Origin of the sequence: Alteromonas stellipolaris (assembly GCF_001562115.1) — a bacterium.
GTDB classification, from domain to species: Bacteria; Pseudomonadota; Gammaproteobacteria; order Enterobacterales; family Alteromonadaceae; genus Alteromonas; species Alteromonas stellipolaris.
Map to the genome: position 1 here is coordinate 2877396 of NZ_CP013926.1, position 18975 is coordinate 2896370.

Below are 18975 nucleotides of genomic sequence, written 5' to 3' on the forward strand. Positions count from 1 at the left end.
TTCTAACAGAAGCCAGAAAAATTACCAATGTGTAATATTTTTAGTCTCTGATTTTTACAGCATAAAAAGTACTGTGTACCTATGGGTTTACACTACTCTACTTTAAACGTGGTAACCTTCCCTTTAAGGTCGGTGAGTTCACGTAAATGGGGCAATGCTGCCTCTAATTTTTGCTTTTCTAAGTCTGGGCCGACAAACACTTTGTTGAGCGGGCCAGAGTTAGTCATTATCCGGCGGCTGAACGCACGATACCCCGCTTTTTCAAGCTTATTCAATAGTGACTTTACGTTCTTCTCATGGCGAAAACTGCCTAGTTGTATCACCCAGCCTGCGTCATCCACTGTGGAAGAGTCGGGTGCTTCAATAACAGTTTGACTAGCTAGAGAGTCTTCCGACGTTATAGAAGCCTCTTCGGGTTCAGGTAACGCTTGAGTCTCACTGGGCGCACTTGACGTTACGCTTTCATCATCCAGCGCCTTTTCGTCCGTTACCGTAACGGGCAACTGTGCTGCTTTAGCTACCCGCTCGCTTGGAAAAGCTTCGGGCTCTACAATGGGTTTCTTAGGAGGACTTGCAGGAACAGATACAAACGGTTCTTTGTTGGTTTGTTTCTTGCCATCGAGAAAGTCTGGTAAAAAAATAACTGCCAGCGCCACAATGATGATGGTGCCCACGAGTCTATTCTTTAATGCCGACGTCACTATTATCTCCTGTTGAACTTATTGTTCGTTTTTATTGTTGTTCATTTGCGTTGGTACAATCTAACACCTCAGCCACGGTAACAAAGGAACCAAAGACCAATATGAGTTCGCCTTCATGGTAATCGTTACGTGCTGCTTTATAAGCACTTGTCACATCAAAGAAGGTTTGGGTACAAGTTTTATCAAGCTGAGCATCCAAAAGTGCACCGGCCAGCACGCTTGCATCGCAGCCTCGAGGGCCAGATGTGCTTGCTAGGTACCATTGTGCATTCAGCGACGACAAAGGCGCAAGGGTTTCTACAATAGATTTGTCTTTTAACATACCCACCACCACGCGTATTTTACTTGCAGGATAACGTGTAAGCCATTCCTGCATTGCTTTGGTTGCTTGGGGGTTATGTGCGACATCCACCACCACTAGCGGGTTGTGGCTAATTTCTTGTTGGCGGCCGGGTAAACGGGTGTTGGCAATAATCTGCTTTATCGCCGTTTCATCTGGCAGTAAGTCTAGTAACTCTAGTGCTGCAAGTGCCGTAGCTACGTTTTGCAGCGGAATGTGCGGGTATGGTAGTTGGGTAAATTCAGAATGCTTGCCCTTCCATTCCCATGTTCGACTAGGGCTATGCTCAGGGCTACTATCTGCCACAGCATTTTTAACGACGAAAAAGTCTTGTTGGGCCCACCGCCCTTCGACATTTAATTCAGCTACGATTTCTTGTAGCGAGTCTGGTGGTAAAAGCTCACCAATAACGGCTTTACCATTTTTTCGCATAATACCGGCTTTCTCGCGAGCGATTGCTTCGCGGGTATCGCCTAGCCAGTCTTGGTGATCGAGGTCAATGGTAGTAATGATGGCTAAATCTGGGTCGAGAATATTAGTAGCATCTAGCCTTCCCCCCAACCCCACTTCCAATACGGCCACATCAACACCCCAATCCTGCATCATTTTCATTGCCGCTAAGGTGCCGAACTCAAAATAGGTTAACGTGATATCGCCACGGGCTTTTTCGATAAGCTCGAAAGCGCGGCAAAATTCGTTTTCTTCCGCCAATTCACCATTTAACCGCACACGTTCGCAGTAACTCAAAAGATGAGGAGAGCTAAATACCGCTACGGTTTTACCTTGCGCAAGCATGGCTTGTTCTAGCAAGCGGCAAGTTGTGCCTTTGCCGTTCGTACCGGCCACGGTAATAAGCAGAGAGTCTTTTAAATGGATATCCATGGTATTGGCCACAGATTTAACGCGTCCAAGCCCCATATCAATGGCACTTGGGTGGATAGATTCAAGATGAGAAAGCCACTGACTCAACGAGGTTGTTGAGTCAGTATTTTGATTTTTTTGTGTATTCACTAATTCTGATGATGCAGCTTAAGTAACAAGCCGTGTAATTTATCACGCATTTCTCTGCGGTCAACAATCATATCAATCGCGCCCTTCTCAACAAGGAACTCACTACGCTGGAAACCTTGTGGTAACTTTTCGCGTACTGTTTGCTCGATAACACGAGGACCAGCAAAACCAATCAAGGCTTTTGGCTCAGCAACGTTAACGTCACCTAGCATGGCTAAACTAGCAGAAACGCCACCCATCGTTGGGTCGGTTAGTACAGAAATGTAAGGCAAACCTTTTTTACTCATTTTTGCCAATGCTGCAGATGTTTTTGCCATTTGCATGAGCGACATAAGCGCTTCTTGCATACGTGCACCGCCACTGGCAGAGAAACAAATAAGGGGTGTGTTGTTCTCAAGACAAGCATTTACCGCAGCAACAAAGCGAGCACCTACCACAGAGGCCATTGAACCACCCATAAAGGCAAATTCGAAACTGGCTACTACAACTGGCATACCTTTTAGTTTGCCCTGCATAACAACCAAGGCATCTTTTTCATTGGTTAGCTTTTGCGCGGCCACAATGCGGTCTTTATAACGCTTTGAATCTTTAAATTTCAAGATATCTTGTGGTTCGAATTCACCACCAAGTTCTACGCGGTCACCTTCATCAAGAAAACCGTCTATACGGCGACGGGCCGTAATACGCATGTGATGATCGCACTTAGGGCAAACTTCTTGAAGTTTTTCCAACTCGCTTTTGTACAACACAGCTTGGCAAGAGCCGCATTTTGTCCAAATCCCCTCAGGTACATTACCTTTTGTGGATGTTTGCGTACGCGGAAGAATTTTTTGAATCCAGCTCATGGAAAAGGAATCCTTTATATTTATTAGCGCACCGACACTGTTTTTTCATTCGTGCTTTGTGTCAGTACTACATGAATATTTCGGTTACTTTATTGTAGCGCAAGAGAAAAATACGCACTACGTTAGTACAACCACCTAATATAGCGCGCTATTAGACCACAATACAGTAAAATGGAAAAAACAAAACTGGTCTAAGAAGTTGAACGGTAACCCATTGCTACCGTTCAGAGGCGTTCACGCTTTTAAGATTCTGGAAGAAAAAGAGGCCCAAGGGGCGATTTTGGTATACCGAAGTGCTCAGGGTAAGTTACATCAACCAAATACAACCCGTTAGGTTTAGCGGTAGTAGCGGCTTTAGCACGGTCTTTTAAAGTAAGCAGATGCGCCATCCAATCGACAGGTTGCTCCCCTGCCCCAATGCAAAGCAGTGAACCAGTAATATTACGTACCATATGATGCAAAAATGCATTTGCACGGATATCTAACACCACATAACGACCTTGCCTATGTACACTCACGCTACTCACTGTTCGGTGAGGCGTTTTGCTTTGACACAGTGAAGCTCGAAATGTAGTGAAATCGTGTTCACCTACCAACGCCTGTGCGGCTTCATGCATCTTCTCGGCGTCTAACTCGCGGTATTCGTGAGTAACACCATTGTGCAAAATAGCAGGTCGCATACGTGAGTTATAAATAACGTAACGATAACGACGATGAGTAGCCGAAAAGCGGGCGTGAAAATCATCAGAGACAGGTCTAGCCCAGGTTACGGCTATCGAGTCAGGCATGTTAGCATTAATGCCAAGTGTCCAAGCTCGCTCTGGACGCTCTACATCGCAGTCAAAATGGACTATTTGGCCAGTTGCATGCACACCGGCATCGGTGCGACCAGCACAAAATACTATAATAGGCTTATTTGCGATAACGGTGAGTGCTTTCTCTAGGTATTCTTGCACGCTAGCCACGTCTTTTTGACGTTGCCAACCATGTACCGATGCACCATCATACTCGATGCCTAAGGCGATTCGCCCCATGTTTCAAACACCTCTAAATAGAAAAGCCGCTAAGTGTAGTCATACCGCACTCAACATGCAATTAACTGATGGATTTTAAAATACTCTCAGCTTCTTGCTTTTGTTCTTCACTACCTAGATTCATCACATCTTCGAGTAATTCCTTCGCTGCAACGATATCATCCATTTCTAGATAAACACGTGCAAGGTCGAGGTTTGCGTTTTGACCAGCATCTTTATCAATATCAATCACGTCATCGGCATCATTAACACCGGTGAAATCAGAAAGGCTTACGTCTAAATCAAGTTCTGCACTGTCTGGGTCTATCTCGTTGTCTTCGCCATCATCCATAAGCGCTTCTACATCCAAGAAGTCTTCTGGCGGTGTACGTGACTCGGCTTCAGCATCGAGATCCACATCGTTTAACAACGCACTTAAATCTAAATCTGGGTTATCTAGCTTAAGTTCAGGCTCTGGCCCATCTTCAAGGTTTAAGCTTTCTGTCGATTCAGTGGTAACAGCTTCAAGGCTTGGTTCATCTGCCTGCTCTGATTCAATGCTTTGCAGTAATTCATCAAACTCTGCACCATCTAAATCGTCAAATATCTCTTCTTGTTCTGATTCTTGTGTTCCTGATAACCAGTCATCTAACCCTGGCACATCTTCTAATTCGTCGAAGTCGCTAGGGTCTTTGGCTGAAAGCTCTTTATTAGCTGAAGGCTCTTGATTAGCTGAAGGCTCTTGATTAGCTGAAGGCTCTGGCACCACGCCATCGACTTCATGTTCTAATTCAAATTCGTCAATTTCATCAAAAGCGCTATCAAGAATACTGTCGTCGTAATCGTCGCTTTCTGGCTCTGGCTCTGGCTCTGGCTCTGGCTCTGGCTCTGGCTCTTCAGCATCATCGCTCGACTCACCAAATGTAGGAATATCATCCATCATTTGTTTATCAAACGCCGCTAACGCATCATCAAGTGGATCGGCTTCGGCTTCGGCTTCGGCTTCGGCTTCGGCTTCGGCTTCGGCTTCTTCGGCTTCGGCTTCGGCTTCGGCTTCGGCTTCGGCTTCGGCTTCGGCTTCGGCTTCGGCTTCGGCAAGAGGCTCATTAGCGTCAGGCTCTATGTCAAAAGTATCTTCTAAGTCATCTTCATTAGTTTCATCATCAGCGTCTGGCTCGTCTGGCTCGTCTGGCTCGTCTGGCGCAACCTCTTGACCCGTTTCAATGTCAGAATCAAGCTCAGAAAGTAAATCATCAGTTAGTAGCTCGTCTTCTTCGTCGATCTCTTCATTACTGGGACTTTCTTCATCGCTGAGGGCACTATCTACACTTTCGGGATCAGCAGATTCTAAAGCATCCTCTGAGTCATTCTCTTGGATATCCTCACGGGTATCTTCAAGGGCATTTTCACTGTCATCGTTATCAAAGTCGAGTTGAGCTTCCGCTGGCAGTGCTTCATCTACTATTTCGTCTTCGTTAAACCCATCCACGTCGTCTTGCGACTCGGCTTCTTCTAGCGAAGCTATATCTTGTATTTCTGCTTCAGGATCATCAATGACTTGATCAGCAGAACCTAAAGACTCAAGCTCTTCAAAAGGCTTATCGTCGTCTAAATCAGTTTCTAATTCATCTAAAGCTGACTCTTCTTCATTTTCGTCTGCTGGAAGCGGCTCATCAACAACAAGCTCGGCCTCTGGCTCACTATCGGCGTTAACAGCCGCTAGCAACTCATCGGCTAATGCATCGTGAGTTTCATCTTCAACGTCACTTTCAGGCTGCGCACTGTCATCACTGGTGATGGGTTCTTGTTCTTGCTCTTGTTCTAGGTCTGCTGCCTCTGCTGGCTCATCTATTGTTGACTCAGCATCTTCTATCGCTTCTTCTTCGATAGGCGTATCGATATCATCTTGCCCATCGGCTTTATCTTCACCTTCAAGCGCAATTTCTTCTGCAGAATCTTCCAGCGCATCGTCTAGTTCGTCTAACTCTGATTCTTCTGACTCTGTTGACTGATCAGTGTCTTCATGTTCGTCCTCAGAAAGCACGTCATCAACAGACTCTTGTTCAACGGGCTCTTCTTCAACATGCAGTTCTTCTACGGGCTCGTCATCGGCAACCGCGTCATCTACATTGTCTGGTGCTAACGCTTCAGGCTCAGTTGCTAATACAGCATCCTCAGCAAGCTCTTCATCAACAAAAGCATCCTCAGCAGACGCTTTGTCAACAAGGTCTTGGTCAGACTCGTCAAAATCATCAGCTTCTTGCGGCTCGATTTCATTGTCTAACAGCGCATCGGGCTGAGTTTGTTCAAAATCACTGTCGATATCAGCTTCAAGTTCAGCAAGAAGCTCATCTGCAAGGGCATCGCCGGAATCTGTGTCTTCATCTGACTCAATATCTGCTTCTAGCTCAGCGAGTAAATCATCAGTAAGTGGATCATCAAAGTCACCATCAGCTTCTGGAGCTTCAGTAGCAGTGGTTTCTTCTGGCTCATCTTGAGGCGCTTCGTCTGGCTGGTTTTCAGCTTCTAATTCAGCTAATAAGTCGTCAGTAAAGGGGTCATCAAAGTCGCCATTTTCATCGAAGGCAGGCGTAGCTTCATCTGCCGCTTCGGGCGCTAAAGCATCATCTTCGGAATCAATACCCGCTTCTAGTTCTGCAAGCAAATCATCCGTTAACGGATCATCAAAATCAGTTTCCGCTAATTCAGGTTCAGCTTCCGGCTCAACACCTTCATCATCCGATTCAATGTCAGCTTCAAGCTCGGCGAGTAAGTCATCTGTAAATGGGTCAGAAAAATCATCATCTGCAGATTCATCGCCCTCAGGAGCATTCTCTTCCTCGGAGGCGCTTTCTTCCTCAAGGGTGTTTGCATCAAAGCCCAACTCTTCTTCACTTTCAGCCTGTAATTCGGAAATTAAGTCATCAGACAGGGGATCAGAGAAATCATTTGCATTCTCCATGTCTTCAACGTCAATTTCATCTAGGTCGTCAGTAATATTGTCTAGGCTCTGAATTGCTTGTGGAGAAGGTGCTGAAGCAACAGACTCTATTGTATCTTCTTCGCTTTCACTGTCTTCGTCACCTTCGTCAAGGCCACCCATCATCTCGATTTGCTCAATCTCGTTGAGCAAATCATCGGTAATACGATCGAGTTCTTGGTTCTGCTGATTAATTTCATCATCAAGCTTATCAATCATATCTTCATTAATAAGCTCATCTTTACTGTCTAGCTCATCAAGCAGCGTTGGCTCTGGTGCATTTTGTTCAAGTAAATCATCAATACTGATTTCAGGCGTTTCGTCTTCGTCATCAACACTGGGTAAAGTGGCAGTATCCTCTTCGCTTTCATTCGATGCAGACTGTGCGGCTTCAAAAATATCGTCTACTGAATCACTCGTTTCAGCTTCTGCCATCGCGCCATCTAAGATATCATCGATATCAAAGTCGTCATCTAAGGCGTCGGGTTCAGACGCATCTGGCGCTTCCTCAAAATCGGTATCGTCTTGCGCCTCGTCTAACTCTTCATCAAGGTCTGCGTCCAAAGAATCGTCAAAGTTAGCTAAGTCATCATCGTCATCACTAGATAAATCAAACCCTTCTAAACTGGTGTTTTCGTCTTCACTCAGCTTATCGGACAAATCATCGTCATCAAACAAGCTGTCTAACTCGTTCTGATCAAGCTCATCGCTGCCCGACTCAAATAAATCATCTGTATCGTCGTCAGGCACCAACATGTCATCATCAAGGTCGCCGAAAGTTTCTAAATCATCATCAAGACTTTCTTCTAGTTCAGACGTAAGCACATCATCAAGCAAGTCATCGTCGTTGAAAAGATCGTCGTCCGTCAGCTCCATGCTATCGCCAAGATCTGGCTCCAGAGCACTTGCCAAGTCAGCCATGTCAGTGTCTGGAACAGGTACATCATCGGAAATTTCTGGTACTTCAGGTGCTTCCGCAGCTTCAGCTGGCTTACGTTTCAACAACCAAGCAATCAGCCCGCCTACCAGTAATAAGGTAATAATGCCGGAGCCTATAATGAGAAGCATTGGGCTAGAAAGCGAACTCCACATCGATTTTTGTTTTTCTGCTTCTCGCTGCATTTGCTCGGCTTTCATCATGTCGAGCAGCTCTTGTTGCAGCGCCACTTGCGTATCTATTTGAGTCTTAACATCGCCTTCAACTTGATTACGAAGCTCTTGAAGTTCACCGTTAACCTCGTCTACTCGTTCATACAGTTTGCGATTTTCATTTAACAAGGCTTCTACGTTTTCTAAAGACGCAGCAAATTGCATCCGAAGCTCGTCAAACTGACGGGTTTGCTCTTGATCTAAACGCGTTATTTTTTGTTCTATATTGGATTGGGTTTGGCTTAAATCGTTTTGATTTACCAAAGGCGCAGGCGGCTTGATATTTCGTACGCTGCTACCTGGTTTGTTTAGTAACTCAGCGAAGGTTCGCTCGTCACTTTCTGCTCGAATTTGTGCTTGCCTAGCATCGATGCGAGAAATATACCGTTCTGATGGCAACTTCAAGATTGAACCATCAACTAATAAATTTAAGTTCTGCTGTTCAAATGCATTGGGGTTTAGTTCATAAATAGCTGACATAACCTGATAAACCGACAGGTTATTATTTTGACGATAACGCTCAGCTATACGCCAAAGGGTATCTTGAGAATCAATGGGGCCGTATTCTAATCCAGAATACTGGCTGGTCGCGTTCTTGGGCCCTTTCAGCAGGGTAGCGCGTTCCTGTGCATCGACATTATTGTGGGGGGCTAGTAAACATAAAGTAAGTAAAACTAAGCCCGTCAAATGCAATTTCATAGCAATCCTATATGCCCTCAAGCGTCAACACCACCAAGTGTCATGGTGGAGATTCGTAGCTAAACCTCTTTTCATTGGCGCTTAAATGCGGCAAACGGGTTCAGCTTTTTATTCTTATCATTGATAGCGCCTGCGCACGAATGAAAATGCCCTATCAATACAGATTTTCTATATTACTTACCGCTATTTTTTACCTTTATTGATGTATCGACAACATCACTTAGGCCAACGGTATTTTTAATCTGGTTTAGGAAACTATAAACCAGTTATTAATGGCAATCTAGTTAGCCCTTCTGTTTTCGGTATCTATTTGTTGAATATCGATATAACTGCTTATCGGCCGAGTAAGCAAAATGTTTACTTACTCGGCAAAATCAATGTTATATCCCCTACTTTGAGCTTTGCCTACTTATCCTATGATTACAGGTAATCGCGAATTAGAGTTTCAGCAATTTGGATACTGTTAGTTGCTGCACCTTTACGGATATTGTCTGACACAACCCAAAGGTTAAGACCACAGGGGTGAGTGATATCGTTTCGAATACGTCCAACGTGAACCATATCATTGCCGCTAGCACTGCTTACCTGAGTAGGAAACTGATCGGCAGCATCATAAACTTTAACCCCTGGAGCATCTGCAAGTAATTGCTTAACCTGTTCGGCATCTATTGGCGCGCGAGTTTCTAAGTGAATGGCTTCACCATGCCCGTAAAATACAGGAACTCTCACTGCGGTCGCATTAACCAATATGCTGTCATCGCCCATAATTTTTTGTGTTTCCCACACCATTTTCATTTCTTCTTTGGTGTAGTCATTGTCTTGAAACGCATCAATTTGAGGAATAACGTTAAAGGCGATTTGGCGGCTAAACGCTTTAGTTTCGAGCTCTCGCGCATTTAACAGGCTAGCAGTTTGCTTCACCAGCTCTTCCATCGCTTCTTTTCCTGCACCAGATACAGACTGATACGTACTCACGTTAATACGGTCAATACCCACAGCATCGTGTATTGGCTTCAACGCCACCATCATTTGAATGGTTGAACAATTCGGGTTGGCAATAATGTTTCTGTTACGAAAATCAGCCAGTACGTGTGCATTAACTTCTGGCACTACAAGCGGAATGTCTGGCTCGTATCTAAATTCAGACGTGTTATCAATAACAATACAGCCTGCATCAGCTGCACGTGGCGCGAATTCAGCAGAAATGCTGCCGCCCGCTGAGAAGAAGCCAAACTGTACCAACGACCAATCGAAAGTATCTGCATCCAACACTTCTACATCTTCGCCCTTGAAGCTAATACTGGTTCCCGCTGAACGTTTGCTGGCTAGTGGATATAAACGATTTACTGGAAAGCCACGCTCTGCCAATAGTTCTATCATGGTTTGCCCAACTAGACCGGTCGCGCCTAATACGGCAACGTCAAAGGCTTGTGACATAAGTGTTGTTTCTCCTATTAATGGTATTGCTTAAAATTAGAAGGCGTTAGGCTGGCAAACTAGGCTTGCACCAAAAAACCTAACCCTTTCAATTGCTGTTTAATTTCATCTGAAGTGTTACTGGGCAATATTAGCGTATACGCACTGCATTCCCGTCGCACCCGATAGCTTTTGCGCATAGTAGCAAAGGTGTGGCTGATGCTGGCAGTAATTTCTTTGCTATCTGCACTTTCATTTTGCTGTCTTTCCAGTGCTTCCCCTAACCTTTCCCGAAAGGCGGTATCGTCATCAAGCAAGTTATAAACCTGTAGCATTAATCCTATCAAATCTTGTTTCGATAATGTGGAAGCTGACGCAGACGCCAATTCTACTTTGATGGGGTCAACAGCGGATAAATACTCGCCAAGGGTTTTAGTGCAAGGTTCTTCCAACAAATTGCATATTTGTTCGTAAACATACTGGGTACCGCGCACTTTGCCCTCAACTGAATGCCCAGCTATATGAGGTGTCATTAACCAACAATACTGCACTAGTTCGGGGTTGATGGCGGGCTCATTTTCAAATACATCTAACACTACTGTGGGCGCGTTTGGTTGTTTAAGCCTATTTAACAAAGCCTGTTCATCAATCACTTCACCGCGACACGCATTAATAAGCAACTGATTGCTACCTAGCTGCTCTAGCACATCAGCATTAATCAATTTACCTGTGGTGTGGCTGCCTGTCTTCACATAGGGCACATGAAGCGTGATCACATCACAATCGATAATGTCTTGAAAATCAACGAAGGTTCGTGGGTCATCCGCTGCACTTAGTGGGGGATCGCACAACTTATAGTCAATGTTCAATGCGGCTAATCGTTTTGCCAAGGCTGTACCTACATGCCCTGCTCCTACAATACCAACGGTAATAGCATTAATGTCTATTTTACCTGCACGGTCGGCCAAAAATAATGCGCTTAGCACATATTCGGCCACGGCCACGGCATTACAGCCGCCCGCTGAATTCCAGCTAATCCCCTGACTATCAAGCCAGATTTTATCCATGTGATTAGTGCCAGAGGTGGCAGTAGTAACGAACTGAAGTTGCGAAGCTTGGCTTAGCAACGTTTCATTGACTTTGGTGGTAGAACGCACAGCCAAGATATCTACGTTTTTGATATCTTCCGGAGTAAGGGTTTGCCATGCATAACGACTTACGTCACCTAAGCCACTAAAGTACTCGTGGCCTAAAGGAATAGTGTCTTCAAAGAGTATTTTCATGATGCTAAGTTTACCTCAATCCTACGGATTAGTAACCTTGAGCACCATGAATCAACACAGTTTTTTAGTCTAATTTAGCGCTTATTCGTCGAAACCAGGGAATCGACGTGCAACCCGCCGTTTAATACCCGGCCAAGCTAGGCTGCCACCCGCTTGCTTGGTTACCTCTGACGCTTGAGCGCGGATCCCTTGTAAAATAGCAGAATGGATTGGAATTAACTTCTGACCTGTGGCTTGCGCTTTTAACTGAATTTCGCAGGCTCGCTGAAAAATGAACATAAATAAAAACGCATCGGCAATGTTGTCGGCACAGGTAAGCAGGCCGTGATTTCGTAAAATCATAAATTGCGTATCACCTAAATCACGCACTAGGCGCGCTTTCTCATCAGGGTTCAAGGCTACGCCTTCATAGGCGTGATACGACAACGAGGCTAACGGGAACAAAGACTGCTGTGAGTAGGCTTGTAGTCCTTCCTCTAGTACTGAAAGTGCTACCCCTTCGGTGGTATGCAAATGCATAACGCACTTCGCATCGTCTCTGGCTTCGTGCACCGCACTGTGAATAGTAAAGCCCGCAGGGTTGATGTCGTACTCACTTTCCATCACCTTATTGCCGTGTAAGTCTACCTTTACCAGACTTGACGCTGTGACTTCATCAAACATCATACCGTAAGGGTTTATCAAAAAGTGATGCTCAGGCCCTGGTACCCTTGCAGATATATGAGTAAAAATTAAATCGTCCCAACCGTACATGGCCACAGCACGATAACACGCCGCCAGATCTACACGGGTCTGCCATTCTTGTTCACTCACCTGAGCTTTTGCTTTTGAACTCATCATTCGTCTCCTACATTTTTTTCTACCTTACGCCTAATTTACAAGCTAAACTGTCGGATAAACGACACTGTAATAAAAATGTTAACTCAAGAATACTCAACCGTTTTAACCAGCTCGATGTGGTTTTCTTCACTTCCTGAAAACTTGCAATGCGCCTTGCTCAATAAGGTACGTTTTCGTCATTTAAAAGCAGGTCAACAACTGCATGCTAAAGGCGAGGAAGGCATTGGTTTTTATGGTGTATGTGAAGGCCGCTTGCGTGTAATGAATATTGGCGCCAATGGCAAGGAAATGCTGTTTGCCTTGCTCGGGCCCGGCACTTGGTTTGGTGAAATCTCTCTGTTTGATGATTTACCTCGCACCCACAATAGCGTGTGCGAGATAGATACCGTTATTGCGGTTATCCCCAAAAATGCATTTAACGCAGTGTTAAAGGCACACCCTGAGCTTTATCCTCACTTTGCCCGCCTGCTTTGTTCACGAGTAAGAAGTGCATTTCAATTTATTGATTCCAGCGCAGGGCTAAATTTACAACATCAGTTAATTAAGCGCCTACTAATGCTAACCACCAGTTATGGCCAGCATTTACCCCAAGACTGCGCCATTACCCTAACCTTATCGCAAGAGTCTTTGGCGCAGATGATAAACAGTAGCCGACAAACGGTGAATCAGCTCTTAGGTGATTTACAAAACCAAGGATTACTGCATTTACATTATGGAAAAATAACGATTAGTCGCCCAAACGCTTTGTTCGCATTGCTTGTTGATGAAGAGTGACAAATAGTAGTAATAGCTGAACAGAAATAACTAAAAAATAATTGGACCGGATAAATAGGCAGTTATTCGTATGAGCGGAAGATAAGTGTGAAGACGGACAACTCGATGGGGGAAATAAAGTTCCCCATCAAGCCTTTAACCAAGTCTGTCAGCAATTCTGATACAGACTCGCTTACCGCTATTGCTTAGCCTTGGTAACGCTGCATCACTAACGTTGCGTTAGTGCCGCCAAAACCAAAACTATTAGACATAACGGTGTTCAACGTTGCTTCACGTGTTTGTGTGACAATGTCGAGACCAGCTGCTGCATCGTCTAGGGTGTCGATGTTAATTGATGGTGCAATAAAATTATTTTCCATCATCAACAAGCTATAGATAGCTTCGTTAACCCCGGCTGCACCTAATGCATGACCCGTTAGTGATTTTGTTGCACTAATTGGCACACCAGATTGACCGAACACTTCCTGAATAGCCGCCAGTTCTTTAACATCACCTACCGGTGTTGAAGTACCATGGGTGTTCAAGTAGTCAATTGGAGCAGATACATTCTGCATGGCCATTTTCATACAACGAATTGCGCCTTCGCCTGATGGAGCCACCATGTCGAAGCCATCAGAAGTAGCACCATAACCAACCACTTCACCGTAAATTTTTGCACCACGGGCTAATGCGTGTTCAAGCTCTTCCACAACAACCATACCGCCACCGCCAGAGCTAACAAAGCCATCGCGCGCTGCATCGTAAGTACGTGATGCTACTGAAGGGTTGTCATTATATTTAGAACTCAGTGCGCCCATGGCGTCGAACTGACTCGACAGTGCCCAGTGCAATTCTTCACCGCCACCTGCAAATACAACATCTTGCTTACCCAGTTGAATAAGCTCCATGGCGTTACCAATACAATGAGCACTGGTGGCACAAGCTGATGCGATTGAGTAGTTAACACCACGAATTTTAAATGGCGTAGCAAGACACGCTGAAACCGTAGACGCCATACAACGAGGTACCATGTATGGTCCAACACGTTTTACGCCTTTTTCACGCAAAATATCTGCAGAAAGCACTTGGTTTTCAGAAGACGCGCCGCCAGAGCCAGCAATAATACCCGTGCGATCGTTAGAAATATCGCTATCTTCAAGGCCTGCATCTTCAATGGCTTGTTGCATTGCAACATAAGCATAGGCCGCCGCATCACCCATAAACCGCATAGCTTTACGGTCGATGTGCTCTTTAAGGTCGATATCGATATTACCCCACACTTGGCTTCTTAAACCCATCTCAGCGAACTGCTCAGAGTGTGTAATACCTGACTTACCTGCTTTTAATGAAGCAAGTACATCTTGTTTATTGACGCCGATGCTTGAAACAATTCCAAGACCGGTGATAACTGCTCTTCTCATAGTTTACCCTTTGCGTTGATGCGGCTATGGTAACGATTTTGATTGGTAAAGTGGTCTGCTTTGCAGCTAAAGACCCAGCACTTCACTTTTTCTAACCGCATCCTGATGCATTTGCTTTAATTATTTTTGCGCCACGTGAATTGCTTCATCCAATGTATCATGAAAGGTATATTCAAATACTAGAAGAAAATCGCAAGTTCACAAAAGCTTCACTAAATTATCAAAACAATTCCTTGGGGTTATCGGCAAGGCAAATGCGTTGATGATGATTGATATCATTATTTAATTTTATCAAACTGGTCACATTTCTTATCCATTCGTCTATCTTTAACAATTAAGATAAACACCTTGAATCAATTCAGATAACATTGTGCAGTATCACTATTCACCGGTGCGTTTTAAAACGTGCGGTTCTTATAAGATAAAAATCTTCAGTCAAATTTGTACGGGAATACACATCACCATGGCCACGTCTAACTTTTGGGGCAACGAACTCGAATTTCGTCGTACGGTATTAAGAGTTGTTCTACTTGTTATCATTGTTGCAGGTGTCATTTTTACTATCAATAATTGGATAGTAGGCCACAGGGTATTAGCCTTTGTTGAGTTGTTGGTTGTCTTTCTTTCGCTGGCTATTTTATCGGTTCACAAAAAGACACCGAACTTGAAGTTATGGTCCTCCCTCTTTCTATTCGCCCTGTACACCGTCATTCTTATTGGCATTTTAACTGCTTCATTTACCTCGGCGCTGTACAGCTGGTTATTCATTGTTCCAGTTCTATCCTATTTGCTGTTGGGTACTAAATTAGGCACGATTTACTCTGTAATATACGTACTTTCAGGCTGCGCTATTTTGACATACCGACACATTGTGCAGAACCCTGGCACACCCGTTATCGCCATTGTAAATATTGCGCTAACACTAACGGCTATTTGGGCGTTATCCTATACCTATGAGCAAAAGCGAGCACAAACCGTGAAGCGGTTGCAAGAAATGGCATCGTTAGATCCGCTCACCGGGCTGAACAACCGCTTGCTACTAAGCTCAATTTTCGACATGCTCTGCGAAACCTTGCCTGAAAAACAAAAATCTGTCTCTATGGTGTTAGTCGATCTTGACCATTTTAAGAAGGTAAACGACAAATATGGCCATGGCGTGGGTGATGCAGTACTAGTTGACGTATCACGAATTATCAATAGTATGCGCAGACGAAACGATTGGGCTTTTCGATTTGGCGGCGAAGAATTTTGTTTACTCATACCCGACGTTACGCCTCATCAAGCACATAGCATTGCAGAGCGTTTGCGGCATTCAGTTGAACACACGTTAAGCGCAGAAGGCTTTGACGCCACCATAACCGTAAGTATCGGCGTGGCTCACTGGCCTGAAAATGGTGACGCGTTGTCTCAAATATACAAGGTTGCCGACGAGCGGCTGTATAAAGCCAAAGAACAAGGTCGCAATCAGATAGTCTCTGAATAGTCAGTTATCAACCGCATAAAGAGTTAAATTACACCGGTGAAATCTCAACAAGCAAGCGTGCATTTCAATGAAAACGGCACACCCGTCGCCGACCATTTTGGCGACGTATACTTTTCCAATGACAGTGGTATTAACGAAACCCAGTATGTATTTATGGGTGGAAATAGCATTGTTGAACGCTGGCAGGCACACAGCGCCCCTAGCTTTGTTATTGCGGAAACCGGCTTCGGCACTGGGCTCAACTTTTTAGTTGCCATGCAAGCATTTAAAAGCTTTAGAAACGCCAACCCTAGCCACCCGCTTAAGCAATTATTCTTTTTAAGTACGGAAAAGTTTCCCCTTCCTAAGCCCGATATGGAGAAGGCGTTACTGGCGTTCCCGGCGTTAAAAAAAGAAGCTACCGCATTAAGCACGCGATACCCCATGGAACTAGATGGCTGCCATAGGCGTCATTTCGATGAATTTGCGACCACATTGGATTTGTGGATTGGGGATGTACACGATTTATTACCCCAATGGCATAGCCCAACAGCTGGGCTAGTTGACGCGTGGTTCTTAGACGGCTTTGCACCTAGCAAAAACCCTGATATGTGGGCCGACACTTTATTTGAACAAATGGCGCGGTTGTCGAAAGTCAGCGCTACCTTTGCCACCTTTACCGCTGCTGGCTTTGTGAAACGTGGGTTGGCTGCCGCCGGATTTACCGTATCTAAACGTAAAGGCTTTGGTAGAAAACGAGATATGTTGGTGGGTATTTATGAAACAGAAGCCGCCTCTACCGTAGCCGAAAAGCGCGCCTTTGAAGGCCCCTATTATCGTTACAACCAAGCTGCTATTACCCCCAAAAGCCACGTCATTGTGGTGGGTAGCGGTCTTGGGGCAGCAACCGTGACACTAGCTTTAGCTAAGCGTGGTATCAAGGTTACGCTATGTCATGACCGCGACACTTTAGCTACAGGCGCGTCTGGCAACCCACAAGGGGGCTTTTTTCCCCAGCTTCATTCCGAAGCCAGTATTGCCAGTCGTATTCAAGCCCACAGCTTTTTATATGCTTCGCATATTTACCACACCTTGCTTGATGAAAAAGATACTTCAACAAATACTGCTATAGACAAACCATCTGTGGCACACGACTTTTGTGGTGTTGCACAGCTGAACTTTAATGAGAAAGTTGCAGTTCGACAGAAAAAGTTGGTGAGCAATGGTGTTTGGCCAGAGGCGTTAATCAAGCCAATAAGCCCTGAAGCGCTATCGGAAAAAGCGAGCATCGACTTACCCTACGATGGGCTATTTATAGAGCAAGGGGGCTGGTTGTCGCCACCTGACTTAGTGCATGCCCTAATAGAGCAAGCAAAACAGCACACTGATGTAACTGTGCTTTCTAAACATGAGTATCGTTCTCACATTGTCTTAACTGAAAACGACAAAGCATCGTTACCAGATGAATGTCCCCAAACACACTGTCTTGCGGTTGAGTTTAATATAAAGGCCAGTTCAGAAGCATCAACGAGCAATACAGAGGCATCGTCAAATAATAAGACCTTGTATGCTGATCACCTTATTTTGGCTACGGGGGCTGGTGCCGTGGGCAGTAATGCGTTTGCTGCATTGCCTCTGCGCCCTGTGCGCGGGCAAGTAGAGGCCATTGCCACTCAAACGCCTATAAACGCGTTAACCACCGTGATATGCCATAAAGGCTACATGACCCCTGCTCTCAACAACAGGCACGCCCTTGGCTCAACCTACGTTAAAAACGACCTATCTACAGAGGTTCGCAATCAAGAGAGCGAACAAAACCTGCAAACCCACCAGCAAGCCATGGCGAATACCGATGTTGTACAACAACTTGAGCATGACGGCGAAGCAAGGGCAGCCACACGATTAGGTTCACCAGATCATCAACCTGTATCTGGCATGCTTACCGATTTTTCGGCACTTAAAACTCAATATGTTGGCTTGTCGTTAGGCAAACCGCTTTATACCGCAGAACCCTTGCCAGCAACCCCAGTAAGCACATTATGTTGTTTAGGGTCCCGCGGGCTTACTACCGCGCCGCTGATGGCGGAATTACTAGCAAGTACGTTAACCCATGAGCCTTTGCCGTTAAATAACGACTTGTGTCAGGCAGTGCATCCTGCACGGTTTATGGTGAGAGACTGTATTCGAAGTATCTTTGATGAATAGCGATGGTCTTTATCGCTATTTTTAAGCTGCAATAAAAAAGCGCAGTGCTGATGCCCATTTTCAAGGTCACTTCACACTGCGCTTTCTTGTTTAATTAAATTGTTACCGGCCGTTAAACACCCACCAAGGCGCAATGCGTTATTCTACTGGCACCTGGACCGTTAAGCCTTTATTTAAATCGGTAACGATAAATGCAGGAATGTAAATATTCGCACTGGCAACAACCTGCTTGTTTTGCATTGAAACAATACGGGCATTTATACGAACGCCCCTGTCATCTTCTATAATAGTGCCTGTCACTACATGATCCATCGACACTTGTTTGGCCAAAGCATTCGCTTTACGGCTTAATACAAAGTCGCCATAAGGGGTTATTGTCACGCCGCCAGCCATTTTAAAATCAACAATAGCTAGCCCAAAATCTTGAAGCTCGGCAATAAGGTATTCAGAAAGCTGATTTCCCAACACTGTGCTATCGCCTAACGATTCATTTAAGCGCACAAAACTGGTTACCCCCACCATATCTTGCTGAGTAAGGCGGGTTGCGTTATCCATTAACTCCATCGCTAATTGCGACGCGTAATCATTTAAGCGTTTGTGGGTTTGAGAAGGAGAAAAACCTTGGTGTAATGGGTCTCTGTAGCCTGGGTCTACGGCAACATGCTGCTGATATTCACGGTCGCGAGAGTCAGGGCTGTAAACAAGCCCTGATCCTCTTGGCACAGGAACGGGCTCAGCGGAGTGAGAGATTTCACCGTCATCGCTTAGCCAAAAAGAGCCGATTGATTCAGTACTGGTACACGCCGTGAGGTTAACGGTTAACCCCATTGCCAGCAAAGCAATAAGCCTTTTCATGA

General features: G+C 45.1%; 13 protein-coding genes. 3 read left to right on the forward strand and 10 right to left on the reverse strand.

Going from position 1 to position 18975, the window contains the following annotated elements; genetic code table 11:
* Positions 1-92: 92 nt before the first annotated feature.
* The 8 genes from AVL57_RS12230 to AVL57_RS12265 form a co-directional block, all read right to left on the reverse strand.
* Positions 93-701, reverse strand: coding sequence for an SPOR domain-containing protein (locus tag AVL57_RS12230; RefSeq protein WP_057790979.1), 609 nt, complete (start codon positions 699-701; stop codon positions 93-95).
* A 31-nt stretch (positions 702-732) separates the two neighbouring features.
* The gene (gene folC, locus AVL57_RS12235) at positions 733-2052 is read right to left on the reverse strand and encodes a bifunctional tetrahydrofolate synthase/dihydrofolate synthase (RefSeq protein ID WP_057790977.1); all 1320 of its coding nucleotides are present in this window, start codon (positions 2050-2052) and stop codon (positions 733-735) included.
* Positions 2052-2897 carry an acetyl-CoA carboxylase, carboxyltransferase subunit beta gene (gene accD, locus AVL57_RS12240; protein WP_057790975.1) on the reverse strand — a complete coding sequence of 282 codons (846 nt, stop codon included), beginning with the start codon at positions 2895-2897 and terminating at the stop codon, positions 2052-2054. Before accD ends, folC begins: the two co-directional genes overlap by 1 nt.
* A gap of 242 nt (positions 2898-3139) precedes the next feature.
* Positions 3140-3931, reverse strand: coding sequence for a tRNA pseudouridine(38-40) synthase TruA (gene truA, locus AVL57_RS12245; RefSeq protein WP_057790973.1), 792 nt, complete (start codon positions 3929-3931; stop codon positions 3140-3142).
* A gap of 61 nt (positions 3932-3992) precedes the next feature.
* On the reverse strand, positions 3993-8738 hold the full coding sequence (locus AVL57_RS12250; RefSeq protein WP_061093589.1) for a FimV/HubP family polar landmark protein: 4746 nt from the start codon (positions 8736-8738) through the stop codon (positions 3993-3995).
* A gap of 420 nt (positions 8739-9158) precedes the next feature.
* Positions 9159-10175 carry an aspartate-semialdehyde dehydrogenase gene (locus AVL57_RS12255; RefSeq protein ID WP_057790969.1) on the reverse strand — a complete coding sequence of 339 codons (1017 nt, stop codon included), beginning with the start codon at positions 10173-10175 and terminating at the stop codon, positions 9159-9161.
* Positions 10176-10234: 59 nt separating this feature from the next.
* Complete coding sequence (locus tag AVL57_RS12260) at positions 10235-11437, reverse strand: 4-phosphoerythronate dehydrogenase (protein WP_057790967.1); 1203 nt, start codon at positions 11435-11437, stop codon at positions 10235-10237.
* Positions 11438-11518: 81 nt separating this feature from the next.
* Positions 11519-12274 carry a class II aldolase/adducin family protein gene (locus AVL57_RS12265; protein ID WP_057790965.1) on the reverse strand — a complete coding sequence of 252 codons (756 nt, stop codon included), beginning with the start codon at positions 12272-12274 and terminating at the stop codon, positions 11519-11521.
* A gap of 78 nt (positions 12275-12352) precedes the next feature.
* On the opposite strand from AVL57_RS12265, the gene AVL57_RS12270 reads away from it, so the two are divergent.
* Positions 12353-13051 (forward strand): Crp/Fnr family transcriptional regulator, encoded by a 699-nt coding sequence (locus AVL57_RS12270; protein ID WP_057790962.1) that lies wholly within the window; start codon positions 12353-12355, stop codon positions 13049-13051.
* Between the two features lie 185 nt (positions 13052-13236).
* On the opposite strand, the gene fabB is transcribed toward AVL57_RS12270, so the two are convergent.
* A complete protein-coding gene (gene fabB / locus AVL57_RS12275; RefSeq protein ID WP_057790960.1) occupies positions 13237-14451 on the reverse strand; it encodes a beta-ketoacyl-ACP synthase I in 1215 nt (404 codons plus the stop codon).
* A 463-nt stretch (positions 14452-14914) separates the two neighbouring features.
* Between fabB and AVL57_RS12280 the strand changes: the two genes are divergently transcribed.
* A complete protein-coding gene (locus AVL57_RS12280; RefSeq protein WP_057790958.1) occupies positions 14915-15934 on the forward strand; it encodes a GGDEF domain-containing protein in 1020 nt (339 codons plus the stop codon).
* Positions 15935-15970: 36 nt separating this feature from the next.
* Positions 15971-18118, forward strand: coding sequence for an FAD-dependent 5-carboxymethylaminomethyl-2-thiouridine(34) oxidoreductase MnmC1 (mnmC1, locus tag AVL57_RS12285; RefSeq protein WP_057790956.1), 2148 nt, complete (start codon positions 15971-15973; stop codon positions 18116-18118).
* A 138-nt stretch (positions 18119-18256) separates the two neighbouring features.
* On the opposite strand, the gene AVL57_RS12290 is transcribed toward mnmC1, so the two are convergent.
* On the reverse strand, positions 18257-18973 hold the full coding sequence (locus tag AVL57_RS12290; RefSeq protein WP_057790954.1) for a FlgO family outer membrane protein: 717 nt from the start codon (positions 18971-18973) through the stop codon (positions 18257-18259).
* Positions 18974-18975: the final 2 nt, after the last annotated feature.